17 protein-coding genes and 3 tRNA genes are annotated in these 23,164 nt (G+C 58.2%); 4 read left to right on the plus strand and 16 right to left on the minus strand.

The features are described 5' to 3' along the window. Positions 1-260: 260 nt before the first annotated feature. From AB8E48_RS05740 to AB8E48_RS05760, 5 genes are all read right to left on the minus strand, one after another. Positions 261-2,354, minus strand: coding sequence for a dipeptide ABC transporter ATP-binding protein (locus AB8E48_RS05740; protein ID WP_368886063.1), 2,094 nt, complete (start codon positions 2,352-2,354; stop codon positions 261-263). Further along, positions 2,354-3,355 carry an ABC transporter permease gene (locus AB8E48_RS05745; RefSeq protein ID WP_005507216.1) on the minus strand — a complete coding sequence of 334 codons (1,002 nt, stop codon included), beginning with the start codon at positions 3,353-3,355 and terminating at the stop codon, positions 2,354-2,356. Before AB8E48_RS05745 ends, AB8E48_RS05740 begins: the two co-directional genes overlap by 1 nt. Continuing rightward, positions 3,352-4,347, minus strand: coding sequence for an ABC transporter permease (locus tag AB8E48_RS05750; RefSeq protein WP_005507218.1), 996 nt, complete (start codon positions 4,345-4,347; stop codon positions 3,352-3,354). Before AB8E48_RS05750 ends, AB8E48_RS05745 begins: the two co-directional genes overlap by 4 nt. Before the next feature lie 516 nt (positions 4,348-4,863). Next, positions 4,864-6,591 (minus strand): MDR family MFS transporter, encoded by a 1,728-nt coding sequence (locus AB8E48_RS05755; RefSeq protein ID WP_368886064.1) that lies wholly within the window; start codon positions 6,589-6,591, stop codon positions 4,864-4,866. Between the two features lie 122 nt (positions 6,592-6,713). Then, positions 6,714-7,385 (minus strand): TetR/AcrR family transcriptional regulator, encoded by a 672-nt coding sequence (locus AB8E48_RS05760; protein WP_368886065.1) that lies wholly within the window; start codon positions 7,383-7,385, stop codon positions 6,714-6,716. A gap of 175 nt (positions 7,386-7,560) precedes the next feature. Here AB8E48_RS05760 and cls point away from each other — a divergent pair, with 175 nt between their 5' ends. Then, positions 7,561-9,039: a cardiolipin synthase gene (gene cls, locus AB8E48_RS05765; protein WP_368886066.1), complete on the plus strand. Its 1,479-nt coding sequence runs from the start codon at positions 7,561-7,563 to the stop codon at positions 9,037-9,039. A 19-nt stretch (positions 9,040-9,058) separates the two neighbouring features. Continuing rightward, positions 9,059-9,607, plus strand: a complete 549-nt coding sequence (locus tag AB8E48_RS05770) for a hypothetical protein (protein ID WP_294626798.1) — start codon at positions 9,059-9,061, stop codon at positions 9,605-9,607. Between the two features lie 91 nt (positions 9,608-9,698). Here AB8E48_RS05770 and AB8E48_RS05775 read toward each other — a convergent pair whose 3' ends face one another. Both AB8E48_RS05775 and AB8E48_RS05780 read right to left on the minus strand, forming a co-directional pair. Further along, entirely contained in the window at positions 9,699-10,799 is a 1,101-nt protein-coding gene (locus AB8E48_RS05775) for a YdcF family protein (protein WP_368886067.1), read from the minus strand. 248 nt (positions 10,800-11,047) lie between these two features. Then, a complete protein-coding gene (locus AB8E48_RS05780; protein ID WP_314849761.1) occupies positions 11,048-12,244 on the minus strand; it encodes an RNase H family protein in 1,197 nt (398 codons plus the stop codon). Positions 12,245-12,539: 295 nt separating this feature from the next. Between AB8E48_RS05780 and AB8E48_RS05785 the strand changes: the two genes are divergently transcribed. After that, the gene (locus tag AB8E48_RS05785; protein ID WP_005509231.1) at positions 12,540-12,818 is read left to right on the plus strand and encodes a putative quinol monooxygenase; all 279 of its coding nucleotides are present in this window, start codon (positions 12,540-12,542) and stop codon (positions 12,816-12,818) included. 129 nt (positions 12,819-12,947) lie between these two features. Here the strand turns inward: AB8E48_RS05785 and AB8E48_RS05790 are convergent, their stop codons facing one another. Together AB8E48_RS05790 and ilvD are read right to left on the minus strand one after the other, a co-directional pair. Continuing rightward, the gene (locus tag AB8E48_RS05790; RefSeq protein ID WP_368886068.1) at positions 12,948-13,982 is read right to left on the minus strand and encodes a 2-oxoglutarate dehydrogenase; all 1,035 of its coding nucleotides are present in this window, start codon (positions 13,980-13,982) and stop codon (positions 12,948-12,950) included. A 254-nt stretch (positions 13,983-14,236) separates the two neighbouring features. Beyond that, complete coding sequence (ilvD, locus tag AB8E48_RS05795; RefSeq protein WP_368886069.1) at positions 14,237-16,081, minus strand: dihydroxy-acid dehydratase; 1,845 nt, start codon at positions 16,079-16,081, stop codon at positions 14,237-14,239. A 403-nt stretch (positions 16,082-16,484) separates the two neighbouring features. Between ilvD and AB8E48_RS05800 the strand changes: the two genes are divergently transcribed. Next, positions 16,485-18,314 carry an alpha,alpha-phosphotrehalase gene (locus AB8E48_RS05800; RefSeq protein WP_368886070.1) on the plus strand — a complete coding sequence of 610 codons (1,830 nt, stop codon included), beginning with the start codon at positions 16,485-16,487 and terminating at the stop codon, positions 18,312-18,314. 144 nt (positions 18,315-18,458) lie between these two features. Here AB8E48_RS05800 and AB8E48_RS05805 read toward each other — a convergent pair whose 3' ends face one another. From AB8E48_RS05805 to AB8E48_RS05835, 7 genes are all read right to left on the minus strand, one after another. Further along, positions 18,459-19,424 (minus strand): ABC transporter substrate-binding protein, encoded by a 966-nt coding sequence (locus AB8E48_RS05805; protein ID WP_368886071.1) that lies wholly within the window; start codon positions 19,422-19,424, stop codon positions 18,459-18,461. Continuing rightward, the gene (locus tag AB8E48_RS05810; protein ID WP_297604807.1) at positions 19,421-20,128 is read right to left on the minus strand and encodes an ABC transporter permease; all 708 of its coding nucleotides are present in this window, start codon (positions 20,126-20,128) and stop codon (positions 19,421-19,423) included. Before AB8E48_RS05810 ends, AB8E48_RS05805 begins: the two co-directional genes overlap by 4 nt. Positions 20,129-20,131: 3 nt before the next feature. After that, positions 20,132-20,911, minus strand: coding sequence for an ABC transporter permease (locus AB8E48_RS05815; RefSeq protein ID WP_297604810.1), 780 nt, complete (start codon positions 20,909-20,911; stop codon positions 20,132-20,134). Beyond that, entirely contained in the window at positions 20,908-21,759 is an 852-nt protein-coding gene (locus AB8E48_RS05820; RefSeq protein ID WP_368886072.1) for an ABC transporter ATP-binding protein, read from the minus strand. The genes AB8E48_RS05815 and AB8E48_RS05820 overlap by 4 nt, the downstream gene beginning before the upstream one ends. A 285-nt stretch (positions 21,760-22,044) precedes the next feature. Continuing rightward, a tRNA-Phe gene (locus AB8E48_RS05825) sits at positions 22,045-22,117 on the minus strand. Between the two features lie 73 nt (positions 22,118-22,190). Further along, positions 22,191-22,264 (minus strand) — tRNA-Asp (locus tag AB8E48_RS05830). Positions 22,265-22,332: 68 nt separating this feature from the next. Further along, positions 22,333-22,405: transfer RNA gene (locus AB8E48_RS05835), tRNA-Glu, on the minus strand. Between the last annotated feature and the right edge of the window lie 759 nt (positions 22,406-23,164).

A 23,164-nucleotide genomic window follows, 5' to 3' on the forward strand; every position in this document is an offset into this window, starting at 1 on the left:
ACAGCCCGCAGGAAAGCCCGCCCATAAATATTCATATCTTGAATGGTGAGAAAGGTTATACCTAGTCAGGGCGGTTTTACCTGTTTCCTGGAGTATTTCAGTGCCTAGCGCCACATTCTGCGGCTCCCAGTGTCTCACTTGGTGACAATCCCGAACAACGTACAAGCCCGCCGATACCGGGCATAAAAAACCCGAGGGGCGAATATTCAACGAATATTCGCCCCTCGGCACACATGCGACTTATTCAGCCGACTCTAGAGCTACACCGTAGCGGCCTCAGCCTCCGGGAAGTAGCAAGCATAACCGTGATCCTCACCCTCAACGTGGGTCAGTTCCGGCATCTCCTCCAGGCAACGACGCTTCTTGTCCTCAGGCAGGAGCTTGAAGACCGGGCAGCGGCTCGAGAAGCCACAGCCCTTAGGCGCGTTCACCGGAGTGGGCAGGTCGCCCTCAAGCATAATGCGGTGGCGCTTTGCCTCAACCTCGGGATCCGGAACCGGAATCGCCGAGAGCAGTGCACGGGTGTACGGGTGAATCGGGTTGTCGAACACCTGGTCGACGTCACCAATCTCAACGATACGACCCAGGTACATCACTGCAACGCGGTCGGATGCGTGGCGAATCACCGCGAGGTCGTGAGCAACCATCAGGTAGCTCAGACCCAGGTTCGCACGCAGCTCCTCCAGCAGGTTAATCACACCAGCCTGGACGGACACGTCCAGTGCGGACACCGGCTCATCCAGAACCACGAGCTTGGGGTTCACAGCCAGCGCACGAGCAATACCGATACGCTGACGCTGACCGCCAGAGAACTGGTTCGGGAAGCGGTTCACGTGGTCAGGCTGCAGACCCACAATGTGCATCAGTTCGATGACGCGCTTCTTGATGTCTGCCTTGTTCATGCCCTGGTTTTCCAGGGGCTCCGCAAGCACCTCGTAAACGGTGAAGCGCGGATCCAGAGCACCGGTGGGGTCCTGGAACACCATCTGCTGGTTCTTACGCAGCTCAAGAATCTCACCTGCGGACTTGCCGTCCTTGGTGGAGGTTCCGTTAATCAGAATCTCACCGTCGGTGTTCTTGTTGAACTCCATGATTTCCAGCAGGGTGGTGGTCTTACCACAACCGGACTCGCCCACGATAGAGAAGCACTCGCCTTCGCGAATGTCGAAGGACAGGCCGTTCACAGCCTTCACAGTGCCCACGCGGCGCTTAATCAGCGCACCCTTCATGAGCGGGAAGTGCTTCTTGACGTTGCGGACCTCCAGAACGGGGGCACGCTCCTCACGCGGAATACCGTCGTACTTCGATACCGGGGGTTCCGGAACCGGGTACAGCTCGTCAGCGGTCTTGCCGACCAGCTCCTGAGAGATGGTGCAGGAGGAGTAGTGACCCTCGCCAACGCCTTCCAGCAGCTGCAGCTCGGGCTCGCCGTTGGAGTCCTGGCAGCACTGGCCACCGCTCTTAGCGATGGGGCAACGCGGGCGGAAGGAGCACGCGGTCACCGGGTTAATCAGGTTCGGAGGGGTACCCTCGATGGGTACCAGGGAGACCTTCTCGGAACGGTCCACACGCGGGACCGCACCCAGCAGACCGATGGTGTACGGGTGGGAGGGATGCTTGTACAGGTCTTCTGCCTTAGCAATCTCCACCGGCTTACCGGCGTACATCACCAGAATGTCGTCAGCCATACCAGCCACAACACCGAGGTCGTGGGTAATCATGATGGTCGCTGCGCCGGTCTCTTCCTGAGCCTTCTGCATAACCTCCAACACCTGCGCCTGAATGGTCACATCCAGTGCGGTGGTGGGCTCATCGGCGATGAGCACGCGGGGGTCATTCGCAATCGCCATAGCGATCATGATGCGCTGACGCATACCACCGGAGAACTCGTGCGGGAAGGAACGCAGGCGGTCAGCCGGCGAAGGAATACCCACCATACGCATCAGTTCGATGGAACGGTCCTTGATAGCCTGCTTGCTCATGCCCTTGTTGTGGACCTTGAGCACCTCAGCAATCTGGTCACCAATGGTGTACACGGGGGTCAGCGAGGACAGCGGATCCTGGAAAATCATAGAGATTTCCTTGCCGCGGTATGCGCACATTTCCTTATCGCTCAGACCCAGCAGCTCGGTGCCGTTGTACTTAACCGAACCGGTGATGTCAGCGGTGGTCGGGTGCAGGCCCATGATCGCCATGGAAGCAACGGACTTACCGGAACCGGACTCACCCACAATACCCAGGGTCTTACCGGGGTACAGGTCAAAGTTCACACCGCGAACAGCGTGCACGACGCCATTCTCAGTGTTGAAGCGGACGTTGAGGTCCTTAACGCTCAGAACGGGAGAGGTACTCATTAGTTCTTCGCCTCCTTTGCAGCGGCAGCGGGTGCCTCTGCCTTCTCGTTCTTCTTGGACTTCTTGATCTTACCGACCGACATCGAAGTCGGGTCGAATGCGTCACGCAGACCGTCGTTCATGAGGGCCAGCGGACCAACCAGCAGGAAGAAGAACAGAACCGGGAACCAGAACATGTGCGGCAGGGTGTTAATCTGCTGCGAAGCATCCGAAATCAGCGAGCCCAGCGAGTAGTTGGGGTACTTAATACCGATGCCGATGAAGGAGTAAGCGACCTCAGAGAGCACAGCGCCCATGATGCCGCTGGTGAAGTTCAGAACCAGCAGGGAGCCAATGTTCGGAACCAGGTGGCGCATCACAATCTTGAAGGGGTGCACACCCATGTAGCGTGCAGCCTTCACGAAGTCGCGGTTGATGAGGGACTGCGCCATTGCACGAATAACACGGGCGCTACCCATCCAGCCGAAGGCAATCAGCACTGCAGAGAGCAGAACCCAGGTGGGGACGCTCTTCTGAATCTGCTTACCAACCTGACCGTTAATCAGAATTGCCAGAATCAGCAGCGAGGGAACCATGATCAGGGTCTCGAGGATGAACAGCATAATCTTGTCAATCCAGCCACCGAAGTACGCCATCACACAACCGTAAACTGCGGAGATGAACACAGTGGCCAAACCGACGACCACACCAATCTGGAGAGAGGTCCAGACGGCCTCAGACATCATGGCGAACACGTCATTACCCGCGATGGTGGTACCGAACCAGTGCTCGGCCGAGGGGCCTTCACCCAGCGCCATGTAGTCAATGTCGTTGGGCTTGTACTTGGTCAGGTACTTACCGAACAGACCGAACAGACCCATGCCGATGAACACGCACAGACCGAAGACTGCAGCCTTGTTACGCAGGAAGCGGCGCAGAATAATAACGCTCTTGTTGATGACCTTGAAGTCACCGTTCTCCTGTACCACCGGTACGGAGGAAGTTGCAGTTACCTGACTCATGAGATCCTCACTCGGGGGTCGACGATGGTGGTAGCGATATCAGCGATGATCGCACCGACAGCGAACAGTGCAGAACCGTACGCGAGGGTCACGGTCGCAGCGTTCACGTCCTGCGCGGAAATGGAGTCAATCGACCACTTACCGATACCGGGCCATGCAAAGACGGTCTCGGCGAAGAATGCACCCGCAAAAATCATCGGAATCTGGTACGCGATGGACTGTGCCACGGGGATGAAGGAGACGCGCAGTGCGTGGCGAGTAATCGCCTGGTTACGGGTCAAGCCCTTAGCACGAGCGGTACGCACGAAGTCAGCGTTCACGTTATCGAGCAGGTACTGACGCTGTGCAATCTGGTAACCAGCCCAACCGAAGATGGTCATACAGAAGGTCGGCACGACGTAGTGCGCCGCCATATCCATGGTGATTTCCCAGAATCCGGTCAGACCCGGAGTCGAAATACCGGTCACATAGAAAATCTTCTCTCCACCATTAGCAACGGCGATGTTGTTGATAGTGGTCGCGCCCTGCTGCACCACGAAGTAAGCAACGGGAGCGGGGATGATGTAGACCAGGTAGGAGTAACCGGTGATAACACGGTCAGAGAACTTGTACTGGCGAGCTGCCGAGTACACACCCAGGGCAATACCAATCACAATCGAGAGAATGGTAGCCACCAGCAGCAGGCGGGTAGAAACCCACACGCGCTGGCCAAATTCCTGGTTAATGTACGCGCCGTTGGGGCTACGGCCCCAATCGAACTTGGTGACCACATTGGTCAGCCACTGAACGTAGCGGTCCCAGGGGTTCATTTCGGGATCGAGACCCAGGGATGCGAAGTTACGGTTCACCTGCTCGGGGCTAGGCTTCGGAACCTTTTCCTGCTCCAAGAGGGCAGGCTTCAGGGCAGTAACCGCTGCAAAGTAACCCATCGTGGTCGTAATAAAGACCATGACGAGGTACGTCAGCGATCGCTGGAGGATGTACCTAAACATGGGACGGTTCCCCTCCTTGTGTAGATGTCGGTGTTAAGGCATGTGTGTCATGCTGTCCTAGCGCACTGCTTCGTGATGACTGTCACTAGGAGCATATGTACTTTATCTTATATAGCCTGTAACACTTCCACCAAACCCACATTGGGCACTTTCACCCCTTAGAACAGCCTGTATGCAAGCTAAAAGGGAGCTGGGTAAAAAAATGCCCCGGAATACCGGGGAAAAGGGGCGGATTAACAATTTTTACGAAAATTTTACATCGGAAACAATTCTCTCGACATAGGGACGTAATAACCTTTTCGATAAGCGCTTTAATGGGGCAAAACACCACGTAAACCCACTATTTAAGGGACTAAACCAACACTTCCAACCCCTAAACCAAGCACTAAGGCACACCTCTTAAGCGCGCTATTTAAGGCAACGCAGCCAAAAACGGCGCCCCGGCACGAGCACACGACTCGCACCGGGGCGCCACTTATATAGGAAGGCAACGCCTCCGCATCTAGTGCTAAGACCCTAGCTCTTAGCGTTAGGCTCCGAATCCGGCGAAGCCTCCGAGCTCAACGACTCATCAATACGAGCACGAGCAGAGGCGTGCATGCTCTTCAGAGCCTCAGCATCCTTAGCCGCCATCTCCGGAGTAATCACCGGAATCGCACCGGTCGCCGCACGGGCAATATCAACAGCCGGCTCAGTCTCCAGGGTCGTCGCCAGCGCATCCTCACGAATGAAGAACAGAAGCAGCGTAGACACCAGGCCCAGCGGCACCAGGTACAGGAACAGCGGAATCAGCGCATCGTTATACGCATTCACAATGATGCCGTGCACCGGCTCCGGCAAAGACGCCACCAGCTCAGGAGTCAGAGACGAAGACGCATGGCTACCCGAAGACTGCAGCGCCTGCTGCGGCATACGCTCAGAAATCAGCGAGGTCAGACGCGAGGTAAACAGACCACCCACCAGCGAGGCACCCACAGTAGCACCCACCTGACGGAAGAAGTTATTCGACGCCGTCGCGGTACCAACCACACTCACCGGGAACGCATTCTGAACAATCAGAGTCAAGAACTGCATGGACATACCCAGACCGGCACCCATCACCGCAAGGTATATACAGAACAGCCAGGTCGGAGTCTCAACAGTCACAGTCGACAGCAGGAACAGGCCCAACGCCACAACCGCGGTACCGGTCGTCACGTAACTCTTATAGCGACCGGTCTTCGACACCACGCGGCCCGTCACAATCGACACCACCAGCATGACACCCATCATCGGGATCATCAGCAGGCCAGCCACCGTAGCACTCACGCCCAGCGCCATCTGCAGATAGGTCGGGATGTACTCCACCGCACCGAACATCGCCACGCCCAGCGCCAGCGAAGCACCCAGAGTCAGCAGGAAGTTACGGTTCTTGAACAGGTACATGGGCATAATCGGCTCAGCCGCACGGTTCTCCACCGGGATGAACACCAGCGCAGCAACCACCGAGAAAATCAGCAGACCAATAATCTGCGGCGAGGTCCACTCGTACTGGTTGCCGCCCCAAATCGTGGCAAGCACGAGCGCGCTCGTACCCGCCATCAGAATCAGCGAACCAAGGTAGTCGATACTGTGCTTCTCACGCTCACGGAACGGGCGGTGCGGCAGCAAGAAAATCACCGCAAGAATCGACAAAATAGCCAACGGCAGATTCAGCCAAAACGCCCAACGCCAACCCGGGCCCTCAGTAATCCAGCCGCCAATCAGCGGACCAGCCACCGACGAGAACGCGAAAACGCCACCGATAATACCCATGTAGCGGCCTCGGTCGCGAGGAGGGATCACGTCAGCAATCACCGCCTGAGAAAGAATCATCAGGCCACCACCGCCCAGACCCTGCAGGGCGCGAGCAAAAATCAGCCAGTTCATGTTCTGCGCGAGCGCGCCAACAACCGAACCCGCCATGAAAGCGACAATCGCAAAAATCAGGAAGGGCTTGCGTCCGAACTGGTCAGAAAGCTTGCCGTAGACCGGCATCGTAATCGTCGACAGCAGGATGAAAATGGTAATCACCCAGCTCATGTGCTCCACGCCGTGAAGCTCACCGACGATCGTGGGCAGCGACGGCGCCAGAATCGTCTGGTTCAGCGAGGACATGAGCATCACAATGACCAGGCCCAGGAACATGGCGCGGATGCGGTTTTTACTTTCCTGCTTAGTCTCACCGGCTGGCGGCTGAGGTAGCTTCTTTTCCTCTGTACTCATCGTTTAATCCTTAGTTACGTTCTATATGTTTCTGTTATGTGTCCGCCAGGTTCTTTGGTCTGGTTCCAGCGGGTTTCTGTAGCCGTGTATAGCCGGGTATATCCCACGGCTGTGAATCGCCGCTAGATTGCGGGCCTATTCTGCTCAAAAAGCAAGAACTGGAAGGTCTTCACCGTCTGACGGATAGAGCGGGCGACTTCCTCTTCGTTTTCCAAGTTGCGGGCGAATTCCAGTTGGCGAAGTACCGCCGATGCCAGCTGCACCTTCGCGCGGGAACGCTCCCGGAAGTGATCGGTCAGCGGGTCAGCCGGGTTTCGGCGCGGGAAGGGGCCGCGGCGACCAGCAGCATCAAAAGCCACCCAGTCGATGGTGTTGAGGTACTCGGTGAGCACCTGTTCGCACTTCATGTAGTGCATTTTCATTCGTTTCGCGGACTCGGGGAACTCTTGATAGGGAGCTCGAGGGTCCTTGCCCTTGGCGTAGTGGAAGCTCTGGAAAATGACCTGCCACAGAAGGTGGGTCACACGAATAATCGTGTTGTCATCCTCGTGGGCGCGGTCTGTTTCGAGGATTTCCTCGCTGACCACCGGTTCACGCAGACCCAGGACGGCGTCCTCTTTGGAGGGGAAGTAGTTGAAGAAGGTACGCGGGGAGACGCCCGCCTCCTGGGCGATTTCTTCAACGGTGGTTCCGCGCATCCCGTGGTCGCGGACGCGTTTGAGGGCTGCTTCGTGGATTGCCGTCCAGGTTTGTTCGCGGCGGCGTTCGCGAAGACTCTGTTCCTTTTTCTGCATAACTGCAATTATTTCACCACTGCACACAATGCTCAAGTGCATTTTTAGCGTTAAGGCTCACAGCATAGCCAGCTAAACTCCAGCCCCGCCGCTGGCACACAATACCGACACATCACATACGAAGCGGCAAACCCGCTCTCCCAAGCCCCACACGAAATACTGGCATAATAGACGGGTGAACTTGTTTGCCCCCGCCTATCTCGATTTCCTGCCAGACTGGCTACGCCTCGCACTCGGCATCGCCGACATCCTCATCCGACTCGCAGCCCTCTGTTGGCTCCCCTACAACCGCAAACCCGTGGTTGCACTGGGCTGGCTCATGGCCATCTTCTTCATCCCCTTCGTAGGGTTCATCGCATTCCTCGTCTTCGGCTCCTCGCGCCTGCCCGCCTACCGCCGCGCACGCCAACACGCCATGAACGACTTGATCCGCGAAGTCAGCGAGAACAAGCCCTTCCTCACCCGCACCGACGACCTCTCCGACCCCGCAAAGGCAGCCAGCCAGCTCAACTACACCCTGGGCTCACTCCCCCTGGTCGGCGGCAACCAATTCACCCTCCACACCGACAACCACGAGGCAATGGTCGCCATGGCGGAAGAAGTCGACCGCGCCACCAAATACGTGCACTTCGAGTTCTACATCACCGCCTACGACGAGGCGAGCGCAGTCCTCTGGGACGCCCTCTTCGCAGCCCACGAACGCGGTGTACAGGTGCGCGTACTCATCGACCACATCGGCTCCCGCAAATACCCGTCCTATAAGAAACTCGTGAAAATGCTCAACGACTCGGGTATGCAGTGGCGCCTCATGCTGCCGCTCAAACCGTGGAAACTCAAGTGGCAGCGACCCGACCTGCGTAACCACCGCAAGGTCCTCGTCGTGGACGGACGCGTCGCGTTCTCCGGTTCGCAGAACGCTATTCACCGCTCCTACGACATGCCCGAAAACATTAAGAAGGGCTTGGAGTGGAAGGACCTGACCTTCTCCTGCACCGGCCCCATCGTTGAAGAGCTCAACGCCGTTTTCGTCTCCGACTGGTACTCCGAAACGAACCAGCTGATCCTGGCAGAAATTAACACCGCCATCCCCTACTACGAGGATGGGATGCGTGCCCAGGTTGTTCCCTCCGGCCCCGGTTTTGAAACCGAAAATAACCTGCGCCTCATCAACTACTTGATCTACAATGCCGAGCGGCGTATTACCATCTGCTCGCCCTACTTCGTGCCCGAAGAGACCCTACTGCAGGCACTCACGAACGCCGCCTACTCCGGTATTGAAACCACCGTGATTGTGTGCGAGAAGGGCGACCAGTTCCTGCCGAACATGGCGCAGCGTTCCTACTACGAGCAGCTGCTGCAGGCGGGTGTGCGTATTCTGCAGTACCCCAGCCCGACCGTGTTGCACTCCAAGTTCATGATGGTCGACGACGAAATTACGTTCATTGGCTCGTCCAATATGGACCCGCGTTCCTTCTCACTGAACATGGAAGTGTCAACGTTCGTCATTGACCGCACAATGGTCTCGATGCTGGATGAAGTGTCCGCCGAGTACGAGCAGGTCTGCACCGAGCTGCTGTACACCCAGTGGGCGGAGCGTCCGCGCCGCATCAAGATGGCGGAGAACCTCTGCCGACTCTGGTCCTCACTCCTCTAGCCCCTCGCGAAGGAACATTATGCCACTCATCGACCGTAAAACAGCTCGAGCGTTTGAACGCCTCGACGCTCACGACATTGCGCATCGTGTCTCCGCGTACACCTACGGTAATTTCTTGGTGCTGGCGGCTCTGCTGAGCATTTATGATGTGCACGCCCTCTACGACGGCACCGCGATTCTCTACATTGCGGGCACCGGTCTGACCACCTACGCGGCCCACGTCATTTCGGAAATTCAGGAGCACCGAGTAGTCCACGGGGACAAGCTGTCCCGTTCGTTCTTGCGCCACGCTCTCGGAAATGCAAGCCCGATCCTCAGTACAACGGTTTTCCCGGTGACCGTACTGGTTCTAGCCGCGCTACTGCTCCACCAAGACCTCTCTGACGGAATCTTCGACCTCACCATCGGATTGTGCCTTGCAACCGTCGTGTGGCGTATCTTTACCCTCAACTTCGTCATTGCCCGATACCGTAAAGAGCCGTTCACGTTCAGAACCCTCAAGATGGCTATCTTCCTCACCGTTATAGTGGTGGTCCTCGCCGCCATCAAGATGATAATGACCCATTAGTATCCACAGCGAAAGATATAGGACCGCCCTCCCGAAATACTCGGGAGGGCGGTCCTACGTTATATAGAATCCACTCAACAGAAGCTGGAGGCTAGACCGGTTCGCCCGGGCCCACCAGGCCGAAGGAGTACATCCACCAGACAAAGAGAGCCACCGCAATGTAGAGAACCGTGCACAGGCTCAGCGTGATGAGGTGGCGGCGGCGAGTCATGCTCAGGTAGCCGATGAACTCGCGAATAAACGCGTTCACCGCAAAGTACACCTTCGTCGGTGCGCCTGCACCCCAGCACTTTAGACCCAGCGAACGCGCCAACAGCAACGCACGGAACAGGTGGTAGCTGGTTGTTGCCACAGCAACCTTCGGGGTCTTTCCCTCGGCAACCTCGGGCATCAGGGCGTAAGAGAAGAGCAGGTTCTCGCGGGTGTTCACCGCGCGGTCCTCCACAATAATGTCCGCCTCAGGAATACCGCGGGCAATAGCGTAACGGGTCATCGCCATGCCCTCGGGAATCTTTTCATCCGCGCCCTGACCGCCAGACATAATCAGCTTCGAGCCGGGGTTCTTACGGTAAATTTCAATACCGCGGTCGATACGCGCCGCCAACAAAGGAGTCACCTGATCCCCTATGAGACCCGAACCGAGAACCACCACATAGTCAGCCTGCTTACGGAAATTAACCAGGTTCAACGCAGCCGCCACGGTAAAGCCCACCGCGTAAATCGTGAAATAGGTCAGCAGTAGCGAAAGATAGAAATAAATAGTGCCCCACACGCCGCCCAACGGAACATTCTCCGCCGGGCCGGGAACAAAGAACGGACCCACAATCAGTGCCGCACCGGCCGCCAACGCCAAAGAATTAGTAAGCGAAAAACCCTCACGAACAATGAGGCGAATACCGCTATAGAGAAAAAGACCGGTCAAGCCCAGAGGCGTAAAAATCGAAAGAACCGCCGGAATAATAACAATGAGGAACGCCAGCACCAGCAAAATCTGGTTCTCCGACACAATAGCCGTGACACCCAGGCTCATACCCAGCAGCCCCACGGTAGCAATCAGAAGCCAGCCCACGAACACGCTACGGCGTTCCCGCAGGTAGAGGCCAATAAAGCCGAGAAGGCACAGCGCCGTCAGCACATACAGCATCACCAGCGGGTTAAAGAGAGAAGAGTCATGGGGAGGAAGAAAAGACATAAAAGGGTCCCAAAAAATAAGTGTGTGCCCGCTAAAAATCGGGAGAATCGAAAATTCTTCACACAATTCTATCCCGCCTCTATCCCCACCACCCTAAACATGCTTTGGGTAGAAGCGCAGGTATAAGCGCACAGCCGCAAAAGGGCGAAAAAGGCGAAAAGGGCAAAAAGAAACACGCGACACCTCCGACATCGCATACCCTCGTATGCGGCGAATGTATCGCGCGTTCATTTCTACCCTGGACTAGTTTAGCGCCATAAACGGTTTCCCGTGTGGATTGAAGAAGGTTTAATCTGCAACCACTCCGGTGCAAGCAGACGAACAGCCTTCGCGCAACCCGCCAAAGCAGTAATAATCGACTCGCAACGCTGATTAAATTCGCTCTGGTGGCGCTTATCCACAATCTGCCCCGGAAAATGGCGATGCATCTTCGACACAGAATCGCTACTCTCCTGCAAACCGTGGCCCGTATGGCCCGGAACATGCTTCACCAGCACGCGCTTCTCACGGATATCCTCCGTCAAAGCGCTCATCTGAGCCACCACACGCTCATCCTGAATACCCTCAGAAGCCCAGGTCTCAAAAGCCCAACGGCTATGCGCCAAACGCAACACAAACGTCAACGCACCCAACGAATCCGTATGAATAATCAGGCGGCGCGAACCACTATGGAACACCGTATAAGCCGCCAACATCGCAGACAGCTCACCGGTCATAATATTCACGCCATCATAGTGGGCATGAAAATAGAAGCCGTCCTCACTCACGCCGGCAATACCCATGCGGCCGCCACGCTGATACTTCTTATTGTGAGTCGAACGGAACGAACAATCCGTGAAAACGCTATAGTCCTGCAGCTGATCCAGCGGTCGAGGGGTCAGCGCCTCCTCCACCATCTCATCCACAGCGGTACGTGCAGCGCACACCTCAGCCTGCACCCGCTCATACGCGGGCGTGCCGGCAAGCTTCACATGCACTTCACCCAAAGAATGGTTATCGTACGGGTCCAGCACCTTCTCAAAGGCGCGGTACTCCATGATTGCCTTCAACTGGTCACAGTCACGGAAAAGCTGCTTCAAATTCTTACGATCCGCAGCAATCGTCACCAGATTCTGGCGATACTGCTCCGGAACCACATCCCACGCCGAGAGCACGGCGCGACCCAGCAGACGCGGATGCACCTCATCGCAGCACTCCATGAGGGAATGGACGTGGGTAGAGAGCATCTGCTCCTCATTCACCACGGTGCGGGTGCCGTCCTGCTTTGAAATAAAAACCACCGTTGACAAGGCGGAATAACAAAAACCCTGCGCCTTACGATGCTCCTGAGCCACCGCAATCACAGCAACGCCCTGATCCGTGTACCCGGCAGGGTACGAGGCGCTATAGTCGGGTGCCTCCCAGGTCAGGGTACATCGTTTGATGTGCGCCGGTGAAAATCCCATGAGTGTCACCCCCCATGCGTGCCATACCGCTTCTCCTTCCATTCGTGCGGTGTATCGTCCTCATTCTTTTATAGGTCGAACAGAAAGAGACACGCAAATATAAAACACCTTTTTTACAGTCAGCGAATGGAATAACCGCAACTCCTCGCACGCACCGCCACAGCGCAGAAACACCGCCCAGAACACAGCTCGAGAAAACCTCGCACATACCCCACCGAGGCGAAGGTGAAGGTGTACCGTAAAAGAGTCATATACGACGCGGCAGCCCGCCGCACCATCCGATAAGGAGAGCCCCATGATTGGTGTTTACGCCGGAGTATCCGTCAAGCCCGAGCACGTCGAAGAATTCCTCAAGACCATCGAACCGCTCGTGACCGCAAGCCGCCAGGACGAAGGCAACGTCAGCTACGATTTCGGCGCCGTCTCCGACACCGACTTCGCATTCATCGAGCGCTGGGAATCCCAGGCACTGCTCGAAAAGCACATGGGCACCGAGCACTTCCAGAAGGCTGTCGCCGCATGGGAGCCGCTGCTCTCCTCCGAGCTGGACGTTCGCATCGTCAACTTCCGCTAAGCGACGTTAAAGACCGAGGTGCCCGGCACCCCTATCAGAGGGGTGCCGGGCACCTTCGTATATTCGTATATCAGCCTTGGAGGCGAGCGCGGCCACTAGCGGCGCTTTCGGTTTATCGGCGCGCCCTGTCTATCGGCGCTCTACGCCAACCTCCACCGAGTCAAGGGTGAAACCATTCGTCGCGCTCACGCAATGCACCTTACCGGTATTCACCGACTTGCAGGTGTAACCGTACGCAGTCACCACCTGACCGGCAGGCAGCGCAGTAATGCCCTCGGTATTCACCGGCTCCGGGGTGGCGGTCTGACCGACCAGGCTCACCTCGGGGGCCTGACCCTGCGCCATATGAACACGCTGCTGCGCCTTACCGGAGGCGGCATCCCAGCCCTCCAGGGTCACGCCCACCAGCGCCTGGCAGTCCACGCCCTCAGGCTTAATCGAACACGCCACCTTAGAATCCGGGGTGGTGAAACGCAGCGCTTCAACGGTCTTCGCCGAATCGCCCTGACCGAAAGTGCCGCCGCCATAAGCTGCAGCGAAGGTCAGCGTACCCGACAGCATGCGGGTCTGCGCCGGAATCAGCGCCAGGCGAGGCTTCTCAGCGCTACCACCCTGAGTGAAGCAGGCACCCGTAATGTAGTCGCGGCCCTGCACCTTCGTAGCGCACTGGTACCACTCAACGCTCGCCGCGCCATCCTGGTTCTTGCGGCTGTTGAAGAGGCGTACCGCCTCCTGAGCCTTCGCGCAGTCCGAACCGTCATACACGTAAATACCGGCAGAACCACCCAGCAGGCTGGTCACGCCGCAGCGGGTACCCGCATCAATAGTGTTCGCGGAACCGCTCGCCGTGGCGTAAGCTGCCTCGTACTCGGCATCGGTGCTCGGCTCATCGGTAGGGGTTGCTACAGCATCAAAAGTTGCCGGCGCATCCAAACCGGCAGAGATCTGCACAGTATTCGGCTTCCAGGAGCCGTCCGCCGCGTGGAACAGGGTCTTCGCGTCAACAGCCGCGGAAGAAGTCGCCACCTTCATCGGGGCGGTCTCAGAATCATCAGCCTGCGGCTGAACAGAGCAAGAACTCAAAGCGAGCCCACCGATGCAGGCAAGAGCCGTCAGGGCACGACGAGTAAAGGCACGCTGTGCGCGCGCGGGCAGGGTAACCATGAATGCGTCCTCGTGAGGGTTGCGAATTGCGTTGTGTTTGAGTGGTTGTGCTGAGTCGGTGAATCGGGTACCTGAAATACCCTCTTACACCCTACTGCAACACCGTTGACAAGGCAATACGCCGCACCGGGTATCCCACGACGGTGGACAAAGACGTGGACAAAGAAAAGCGCCCCGCCCCGCAGAAAACCGCGGAACGGGGCGCCAACCCACAGGGGCAAGAATATTAAATTCTCAGAAAATATGTGAGGGGTTTATGCGTCCTCGGGCAGGATGCGCACGCCACCCTTATCAGCCGAAGCAGCCAGCATGCCGTACACCTTCAGGGCGTTCGACACGTGACGCTCACGCGGCTTCGACGGACGCCACGGTGCGGCACCCTTCGCCTCGCGGCGAGCAGCCAGCTCCTCATCCGAAACGTTCACACGCAGGATGCGGTTGTTCACGTCAATCTCAATCTCGTCACCGGTCTGCACCAAACCGATAGCGCCGCCAGCAGCCGCCTCCGGAGAGACGTGACCAATCGAAATACCCGAAGTACCACCGGAGAAACGACCGTCAGTAATCAGCGCACACTTCTTACCGAGGCCCAGACCCTTCAGGTAAGAGGTCGGGTACAGCATCTCCTGCATGCCCGGGCCGCCCTTCGGGCCCTCGTACTGGATGACGACAACGTCGCCTTCCTTCACGTTCTTCGACAGGATCTCGTACACAGCCTCGTCCTGAGACTCGACCACGAAAGCGCGACCCTTGAAGTGGAACAGCTCCTCATCAATACCAGCGGACTTGATGATTGCGCCGTCCTGGGCGATGTTGCCGTACAGGACCGCCAGGCCGCCGTCCTTGGTGTACGCGTGCTCCACGGCGCGGATACAACCGTTCTCGGAGTCAGTCTCGTGGGACTCATACTTGTTAGCGGTAGAGAACGCATGGGTGGTGCGCACACCACCGGGAGCTGCCAGGAACAGTTCCTTCGCCTTCTCGCTTGCCTTGCCGCCGCGGATGTCCCACTCGTCCAGCCACTCGTCCAGCGAGTCAGCGTGAACAGAATGAACGTTCTTGTGCAGCAGGCCCGCGCGGTTCAGCTCACCCAGCAGGGCAGGAATACCGCCGGCACGATGCACGTGCTCAATGTGGTACTTAGTGGAGTTCGGGGCAATCTTCGCCAGGCAGGGAACCTGACGCGAAATGCGGTCAATATCCTTCAGAGTGAAGTCAGCGCCCGCCTCGTGAGCAATCGCGAGGGTGTGCAGCACGGTGTTGGTCGAACCGCCCATCGCCACATCCAGCGCCATAGCGTTCTCGAACGCCTCCTTGGTCGCAATGGAGCGCGGCAGAACCGACTCGTCATCCTGCTCGTAGTAGCGCTTAGCCAGCTCCACGATACGGCGGCCAGCATCCAGGAACAACTCCTTACGAGCAACCTGAGTAGCCAAGGTGGTGCCGTTACCGGGCAGAGCCAGACCAATCGCCTCATTCAGGCAGTTCATGGAGTTCGCGGTGAACATACCCGCACACGAACCGCAGGTCGGGCACGCGTTCTTCTCCACCTGAGCGAGCGCAGCGTCGCTGACGCTGTCATCAACAGCCATCACCATGGCATCAATCAGGTCGAGGCGGTGCTCAACAATACCCTCAATGCCCTCGCCGGACTCCATGGGGCCGCCAGAGACAAAGATAGTGGGGATATTCAGGCGCATAGCCGCCAGAAGCATACCGGGGGTGATCTTGTCACAGTTAGAGATGCAGACCAGCGCGTCGGCACGGTGCGCATTGACCATGTACTCGACCGAGTCAGCAATCAGATCGCGGGAAGGCAGCGAGTAGAGCATACCGTCGTGACCCATCGCGATACCGTCATCAACAGCGATGGTGTTAAATTCCTTGGCGACGCCGCCAGCCTCACGAATCGCGCCGGCGACCAGCTCACCCATGTCCTTCAGGTGCACGTGGCCGGGCACGAACTGGGTGAAGGAGTTCGCGATAGCAATAATGGGCTTGCCGAAGTCGTCATCGCCCATGCCGGTGGCACGCCACAGGGCGCGGGCACCAGCCATGTTACGGCCGTGAGTTGAAGTACGTGAACGCAGTTCTGGCATTGTTTTACCTTCCGTAGTGATGCAAGTACTGATTTTACGCGCGGCGTCCAACGCTCTTCAGCTCAGGGTCACTTTGGTTTCATGCATCGAAACGCGCACGAGCCTGCAACCGCCTATCGGTGGGAGGGTTGAGGCCACGGTGTTGTGCCGGATCTGCGGCAGATTTGCCCCCTTTGGGGTCGATGGGGGGACATCACCCCATTATGCCCCCTAATCTGGAATGAGCCCAGGCTGCGGGCGGCGATACTCAGTCGGCGAACGCACCGGGAGGCGGCAGGCGTCTGTGTCTGCCGCGTACGGGCCTCGCTGCGCATACGTAGCACCGGCGCAGTTCGTTTCCAACACGCTGATTTATACACGCTTTCACAGGCATTGAACCCTGCTCACGTTTCAGAAGGTTTCCATGACACAGGCACCCACCGCATCGCTCACCCTCACCCCGGCAGTCGCATCAGCAGCCACCCCGGCAGGCGGCAAGGACTTCGCGTCCTCCGTCATCTACCAGGTGTACCCCAAGTCCTTCTACTCCTCCGCCGGTGGCGCCTACGGCGACCTGCGCGGCGTTATCGAGAAGGTGCCCTACATTGCTTCCCTCGGCGTGGACATGGTGTGGTTCAACCCGTTCTTCGCCTCCCCGCAGAACGACAACGGCTACGACATCTCCGACTACTATGCCATCAACCCCGACCTGGGCACCATGGAGGACGTCGAAGAGATGATTGCCACCCTCGCCGAGCACGGTGTGGGCGTCATGTTCGACATGGTGCTCAACCATGTTTCGACCGAGCACGAGTGGTTCCAGCGTGCGCTCGCCGGTGAGCGCGAGTACTGGGATTACTTCTACATTCGCCCCGGCAAGTACACCGAGGACGGTCAGCTGCGCGAACCCACCAACTGGGAGTCGAAGTTCGGCGGCCCCTGCTGGTCCCGCTTCGGCGAGTACACGGACGAGCACGGCACTCCCCTGTTCTACATGCACCTGTACGACCGCACCCAGGCGGACGTGAACTGGTACAACCCTGTTGTGCGCGAGGAGCTGTTTAAGGTCGTGAACTTCTGGTACGAGAAGGGTGTGCGCGGTTTCCGTTTTGACGTCATTAACGTCATCGGTAAGGGTGAAGAGCTACTCGACGCCCCCGAAGGCACAGTGGACAAGGCACAATACACCGACACCCCGATTGTGCACACCCGCATTCAGCAGCTGAACCGCGCCTCCTTCGGTCAGCATGAAGACACCGTGACCGTGGGCGAAATGTCCTCGACCAGCATCGAAAACTGCGTGGGCTACTCCAACCCGGCAAACCACGAGCTGGACATGGTGTTCAGCTTCCACCACCTGAAGGTGGACTACGAGAACGGCGAAAAGTGGTCGAAGGTGCCGTTCCGTTTTGCCGAGTTGAAGCAGATCCTGAACGACTGGGCGCTGGGTATGCAGGCCGGCGGCGGCTGGAACGCGCTGTTCTGGAATAACCACGATCAGCCGCGCGCACTGAACCGTTTTGGTGACGTTGAGCGTTACCGTGTCGAGTCGGCGACCATGCTGGCGACCGTGATTCACCTGCTACGCGGCACCCCGTACGTGTACCAGGGCGAGGAAATCGGCATGATTGACCCGGTCTACTCCTCGATCGAGCAGTACGTGGATGTGGAGGCGCACAACGCCTACGCAATGCTGCGTGAGCGCGGCCTGAGCGAGCAGCAGGCGCTGGAGATTGTGACGTCGAAGGCTCGCGATAATTCGCGTGTGCCGATGCAGTGGACCGCGGATTCTGCGACCGCCGGCTTCGGGTCCGAGTCGCCGTGGCTGGCTCCCGCCCCGGTGCGTGATGCGGCGACCGGTGCCGGTATTTCGGTGGAGGATGAGGAACGCGACGGCGTGATCCTGCCGTACTACCGCAACCTGATTGCGCTGCGTAAACAGTACCCGGTGATTGCGTACGGCTCCTACGCCCCCTACGCACTGGATCACGAGCGCGTGTTCGCGTACCTGCGCGAGCTGCCTGCCGAGGCTGGTGCTGAGAACGGCCGCCCGGCGCAGCGTCTGCTGGTGCTGACGAACTTCTACGGTGAGCCGACCGAGGTTGAGGTTCCGGCTGAGTTCGTTCGTTCCGGTCGCGTGCTGGTGTGTAATTACAAGAATTCTATGGTGGATTCCGCTGTATCTGATTCGGCGGAGACAGCGACGCTGAGCCTGTGTCCCTACGAGGCGCTAGCACTGCTGATTGAGGGCTAAAAGCGGTTCCGCGCCTCTCCCCTAGCCTGTGGGGCGGGATGATATAAACCGACCTGGCAATATTCTATTTCTAGAATATTCCCAGGTCGGTTTTATTTATACCCATTCCTGCAGAGGAATTTATGTGGAATGTTAGGCGGAATGCTAGAAGCCGTGCTCATCCAACCAGGTAGCCGCAGCCTGCGCCGGCTCCTGCTTAGAAGTACCCGAAACGCGGTCGTTCAGGGTACGCAAATCGGCGGTGGTCAGCTTCGCCGAAACACGGTTCAGAACCTCCGCGGCAGAGTCGGGAACTCGCGACGTATTAATAATGGGCAGTACCTGCTGAGCCAGAATCATGTTCTTCGGATCCTCCAGCACCACCAGCTTATTCTGCTCAATCGCGGGGGTGGTCGAGTAGAGGTCAACCACCTGCACGGTGTCATCCAGCAGCGCCTTGACGGTCAGCGCGCCGCCGCCGTCCGAGAGGGGCACGAACTCGGCGGGCACGCATCCATACTTCTCCTTCAGACCGGGGATGCCGTAGGCGCGCTCGGCAAACTCCGGGGCGGCACCAAGCTTCAGGTTGGTACAGCGGGAGGCGAGGTCCTCGATGCTACGCAGACCGTACTTTTGGGCGGTCTGCTCGGTGACCACGAGGGAGTCCTTATCCTCCGCCTCCGAGGCATTCAGGGCACGAATTTCTGTCCTGGAATCACCCGTCTTAAGGGTGCCAAGGGCGGCGGGTAGCGCCTGCAGAATCTGCTCGGCGGTCGAGGCGGTAGCCTTCGGATCCAGGTAGAGCAGCAGGTTGCCGGAGTAGTCCGGAATAACGTCCACCGCGCCGGAGGCGAGCGCCCCCAGGTACGCTTCGCGGGCGCCGATACTCAGCTGGGTGCGGGCGTTGAACCCTGCGCGTGCGAGGGCTCCGGCGTAGATTTCGGCGAGGATTTGGGATTCGGCGAAGGCCGCTGAGCCGACGATGATTCCTTCGTGTTCACCACTGAAGACTTTGTCGCCGCTGAGCCCGCAGGCGCTGAGAATACCCGCCATGCCGAGCGCTCCGGCGGCGGTTAGGGCAGTGCGACGAGAGACGGTACGGCGCGTGAAGGTTTGATGCGTCTGATTCATCGGGTTCGTGCCTTCTTCCGGTTGATGGTGAGCCCCGCGGGGGTGAGCGCACGCTGCACGAGGCCCATGAGCGCATCCACGGTGAAGGCGAGAAGCGCCACGAGCAGGGTTGCCACGAGCATGCGCGGGTAGTCGCGCACGGCGAGCCCGTCGAAGAGGTACCTGCCGAGGGTTCCGCCGCTCAGGTAGGCGACGATGGTCGCGGTTGCGATGACCTGCACGAGTGCGGAGCGGAGCCCGCCGAGCATCATGTTTGCTGCGAGCGGGATTTCGAGGCGGGTCAGAATCTGCCATTCGGTGAGGCCTTGGGCGCGGGCTGCGTCCACGAGGTCTTCCGGCACGGCGGCGAGGCCTTCAAGAACTCCGGCGAGCAGGGGCGCCGCCGCAATAATAATGAGCACGATGAGGGCGGGCAGGGTTGAGACGCCCAGCCAGAGCGCCAAGATGGTGAGCAGACCGAGCGCAGGTAACGCGCGGGTGGCGGCTACAGCGCTCATGAGCAGGTTGCTTCGGCGGCGGTTAGTGCCGTCGGAGGGTCGGTGGTGCCCAGCCCAGAGGCCGAGGGGCACGACGATGAGTGCCGCGCAGACGGTGGCGAGGGCGGTAACGCTCAGGTGTTCGAGCAGGCGCACGAGGATTCCGCCGTTTCCCTGCCAGTTGGCGCCGTCCATGAGGTAGGCGAAGGTTCGTTCTATGACGTTCACGGGTTATGCCTTCCTTTCGGGGCTGCGGCGGTTCGCAACCGTAGCCGCCTGCCAGGGCGTAAGTGCCCTTGTCAGAAGGATAAGGAGCAGATCGAGGACCAGCGCCAGCAGCAGGCTAAGGATTACGCCAGCCAGGATTTCCGAAGGGATATTACGCGCGAGCCCGTCGGTGAAGAGCGTGCCGAGCGAGGGCACACCGATGAGAGCACCCACGGACACCATCGCAATATTTGCCACGGTTGCCACGCGGATTCCCGCCATAATGACAGGCGTAGCGAGGGGCAGGTAGAGCTCCATCAGCGCCTGTCGGGGCGTGTATCCGAGGGCGCGTGCAGATTCGTGCACGCTATCGGGTACGGAGTCGAAGGCATCCACACCGGAGCGCACCATGAGCGAGAAGGAGTATACGCTCAGGGCGACGAGCACGTTCAGCGGGGAAATAATGGAGGTTCCCAGAATGAGCGGCATCAGCACGAACAGTGCGATCGAGGGGATGGTGTACAGCAGCGAGGAGAGGTGCATGAGGGTTCGCGCACCGATGCGGTGTTCGGAACCGCGGTCACGGCGACGGCTCGCGTAGTAGGCGACCGGTAGCGCGACGAGGGTGCCAATCACGACGGGTACAACGCCCTGGTAGAGGTGGCTGAGGGTTAGCTCGAGGATGCGCTGACTATTGGTGGCGACCCACTCCCAGTGCATATCGCTTGCGGCGAGGGGTGATGCCACTAGGGGATGCGCGGCGAGAGGTGGTTCCGCGAGCACAATATTTTCCAGAAGACTCATTCGCTTTTCTCGCCTTCTGCCGCACTATTCTGCGCTTCTCGGGAGACGGCAAGTCGGCGTACACGCGCCTGGCGCACCGTCTGCTCATCCAGCAGACCGGCAACGGAGCGGCTCACGAAGGAGCGCACAAAATCATCGGCGGGGCTGTAGAGAATCTCTTCGGGAGTACCGAACTGTGCGAGGCGACCGCCCTCCGCGAAGACGGCGATTGTATCGCCGAGCAGAAGCGCCTCATCAATGTCGTGGGTGACGAACACGATCGTCTTGGCGAGTTGCCTCTGTAGGCGCAGCAGCTCTTTCTGTAGGTCGGTACGCACCACCGGATCCACCGCGGAGAACGGCTCGTCCATCAGCAGGACGGGCGCATCGGCGGCGAGAGCACGCGCCACACCAACGCGCTGGACCTGACCGCCCGAAAGCTGGGAGGGGTAGCGCTTGGCGTACGAAGAATCCAGACCGACCACGTCGAGCAGTTCGAGGGCGCGTGCCTGCGCCTCCTTGCGGGAGGCACCGAGCAGGCGCGGTACGGTGGCAATATTCTGCGCGACAGTGCGGTGCGGCATGAGCCCGCCCTGCTGCATCACGTAGCCAATGCCGCGGCGCAACTCGTAGGGGTTCTTCTCGTGCACGTTCACGCCGTCAATGGTGATGGTGCCGCTATTGGGCTCCACCATGCGGTTAATCATGCGTAGACTAGTGGTTTTACCGCAGCCGGAGGGGCCGACGAACACGGTAATCTGACCGGCGGGAATATGCAGGTTCAGGTTCTGCAGCACCGTGGTGGGTTCACCGGTACGGCTCGGGTAGCTCTTGGTGATGTTCTCGAAGCGAATTCCGCCCGCCTGCACGCTACCAGTGGCAGTATTTTTTGCCCAGGGAATCTGGGGTGAGCCCTCTAGGCGTTGGTGGGTTGAATTTTGGGCGGCTGAATTTTGGGCAGTCATGGGTGCGTTGGTGCTTTCTGCAGTGGCTATAGGGCAGGTGACTCTGTATACAGTCTATATACAAAAAGGCGGCATCTCAGGGTTTTATTCCCAAGATGCCGCCTTTTTGACGGGTTTGCGGTATCTGCAACCGCAAAGTTTTTTAAAAACAAAACCCGCCCCACTGTAGAAGCCTGGAGGCGGATTTCGTGGCTCCGACCGGCGTCGATCCGGTGACCTTACGATTTTCAGTCGTACGCTCTACCAACTGAGCTACAGAGCCTTGCGTATTTACTTTTAGATACGCAATGACCGCGTCTTCGGATGAATAATCATCTGAACTTACGCGGCCAGAGCGACCCCGACGGGACTTGAACCCGCGACCTCCGCCGTGACAGGGCGGCGCGCTAACCAACTGCGCTACGGGGCCTTGTTGGAATCAACAGAAGTAAATTCTATATCATCAAACTTGGCTTTGCAAATCGTGAGATTTGCAAGTACCCCCAACGGGATTTGAACCCGTGCTACCGCCGTGAAAGGGCGGCGTCCTAGGCCGCTAGACGATGGGGGCCTAGTCGATCGAACAGGTTCAGTTTTCTTCATCCCGTCGTTCGAACCTCCACTAGTCTATGACAGGTTTGCGGAGGTGCGCAAACCGTTTTGTTCGATTTTGCCCGATTTTGACCCCCATTTTCGACCATTTATAGCCTGGCACATACGTGTTTAAGCTTGTCAATGACGATTCAGAAAAACTTCAAAAAATTTTAAAATTTCTTCACAACAACCCAAATCAGGGGCTTTTGGAGGGGTTTTAGCAACTTTTGGGAACCCATAAGAGCTTCAAAGAAGCTCTCATCTCCGTCCCGATTTCTACAGATTTGCCGCAGAATCTTCCAAAATTTTGTTCCAAAAATACTCCAGAGGGAGCCTAAGGAGAGTTCAAAGAGAACCCGAAGATACCCGAGCAGCCCCTCAGAAGAATTCCGAGTGCCCGCATCCAACCCTTTAGTCCACCTCCAACCCACCTCGCGGCAACCTAAAACACCCCAAAATATCTCCGAAGAATTTTCACCAATTTATGGGCACCTCTATAAAAGGCACGGTAAGGGGGCGCAAGCAGGCACTACCCGCGGTGCAGAAACCTGAAAGAGTGCCCCCACTCAGAGCACCCCTTGCAAAGAGCTCACAATGCAACCTTTAGCAAGGCCCGCCTTAGCCCCCACGAAGCCATCAAAAAGGTGCCCCGTAAAGCAAATACCCCAGAGAGTGCACCTAAATGAAAATATTCACTCCAGGGAATACAATAAACCGGCTTGTCAGATGCGTATTT

The sequence above is a fragment of the Rothia mucilaginosa genome, assembly GCF_964211445.1.
GTDB classification, from domain to species: Bacteria; Actinomycetota; Actinomycetes; order Actinomycetales; family Micrococcaceae; genus Rothia; species Rothia mucilaginosa_E.

Excerpts from the sequence above, each read along its gene's own strand:
- AB8E48_RS05740 (WP_368886063.1), bottom strand. The coding sequence starts at position 2,354 with ATGAGTACCTCTCCCGTTCTGAGCGTTAAGGACCTCAACGTCCGCTTC.
- AB8E48_RS05745 (WP_005507216.1), bottom strand. The coding sequence starts at position 3,355 with ATGAGTCAGGTAACTGCAACTTCCTCCGTACCGGTGGTACAGGAGAAC.
- AB8E48_RS05750 (WP_005507218.1), bottom strand. The coding sequence starts at position 4,347 with ATGTTTAGGTACATCCTCCAGCGATCGCTGACGTACCTCGTCATGGTC.
- AB8E48_RS05755 (WP_368886064.1), bottom strand. The coding sequence starts at position 6,591 with ATGAGTACAGAGGAAAAGAAGCTACCTCAGCCGCCAGCCGGTGAGACT.
- AB8E48_RS05760 (WP_368886065.1), bottom strand. The coding sequence starts at position 7,385 with ATGCAGAAAAAGGAACAGAGTCTTCGCGAACGCCGCCGCGAACAAACC.
- AB8E48_RS05770 (WP_294626798.1), top strand. The coding sequence starts at position 9,059 with ATGCCACTCATCGACCGTAAAACAGCTCGAGCGTTTGAACGCCTCGAC.
- AB8E48_RS05775 (WP_368886067.1), bottom strand. The coding sequence starts at position 10,799 with ATGTCTTTTCTTCCTCCCCATGACTCTTCTCTCTTTAACCCGCTGGTG.
- AB8E48_RS05780 (WP_314849761.1), bottom strand. The coding sequence starts at position 12,244 with ATGGGATTTTCACCGGCGCACATCAAACGATGTACCCTGACCTGGGAG.
- AB8E48_RS05785 (WP_005509231.1), top strand. The coding sequence starts at position 12,540 with ATGATTGGTGTTTACGCCGGAGTATCCGTCAAGCCCGAGCACGTCGAA.
- AB8E48_RS05790 (WP_368886068.1), bottom strand. The coding sequence starts at position 13,982 with ATGGTTACCCTGCCCGCGCGCGCACAGCGTGCCTTTACTCGTCGTGCC.
- ilvD (WP_368886069.1), bottom strand. The coding sequence starts at position 16,081 with ATGCCAGAACTGCGTTCACGTACTTCAACTCACGGCCGTAACATGGCT.
- AB8E48_RS05800 (WP_368886070.1), top strand. The coding sequence starts at position 16,485 with ATGACACAGGCACCCACCGCATCGCTCACCCTCACCCCGGCAGTCGCA.
- AB8E48_RS05805 (WP_368886071.1), bottom strand. The coding sequence starts at position 19,424 with ATGAATCAGACGCATCAAACCTTCACGCGCCGTACCGTCTCTCGTCGC.
- AB8E48_RS05815 (WP_297604810.1), bottom strand. The coding sequence starts at position 20,911 with ATGAGTCTTCTGGAAAATATTGTGCTCGCGGAACCACCTCTCGCCGCG.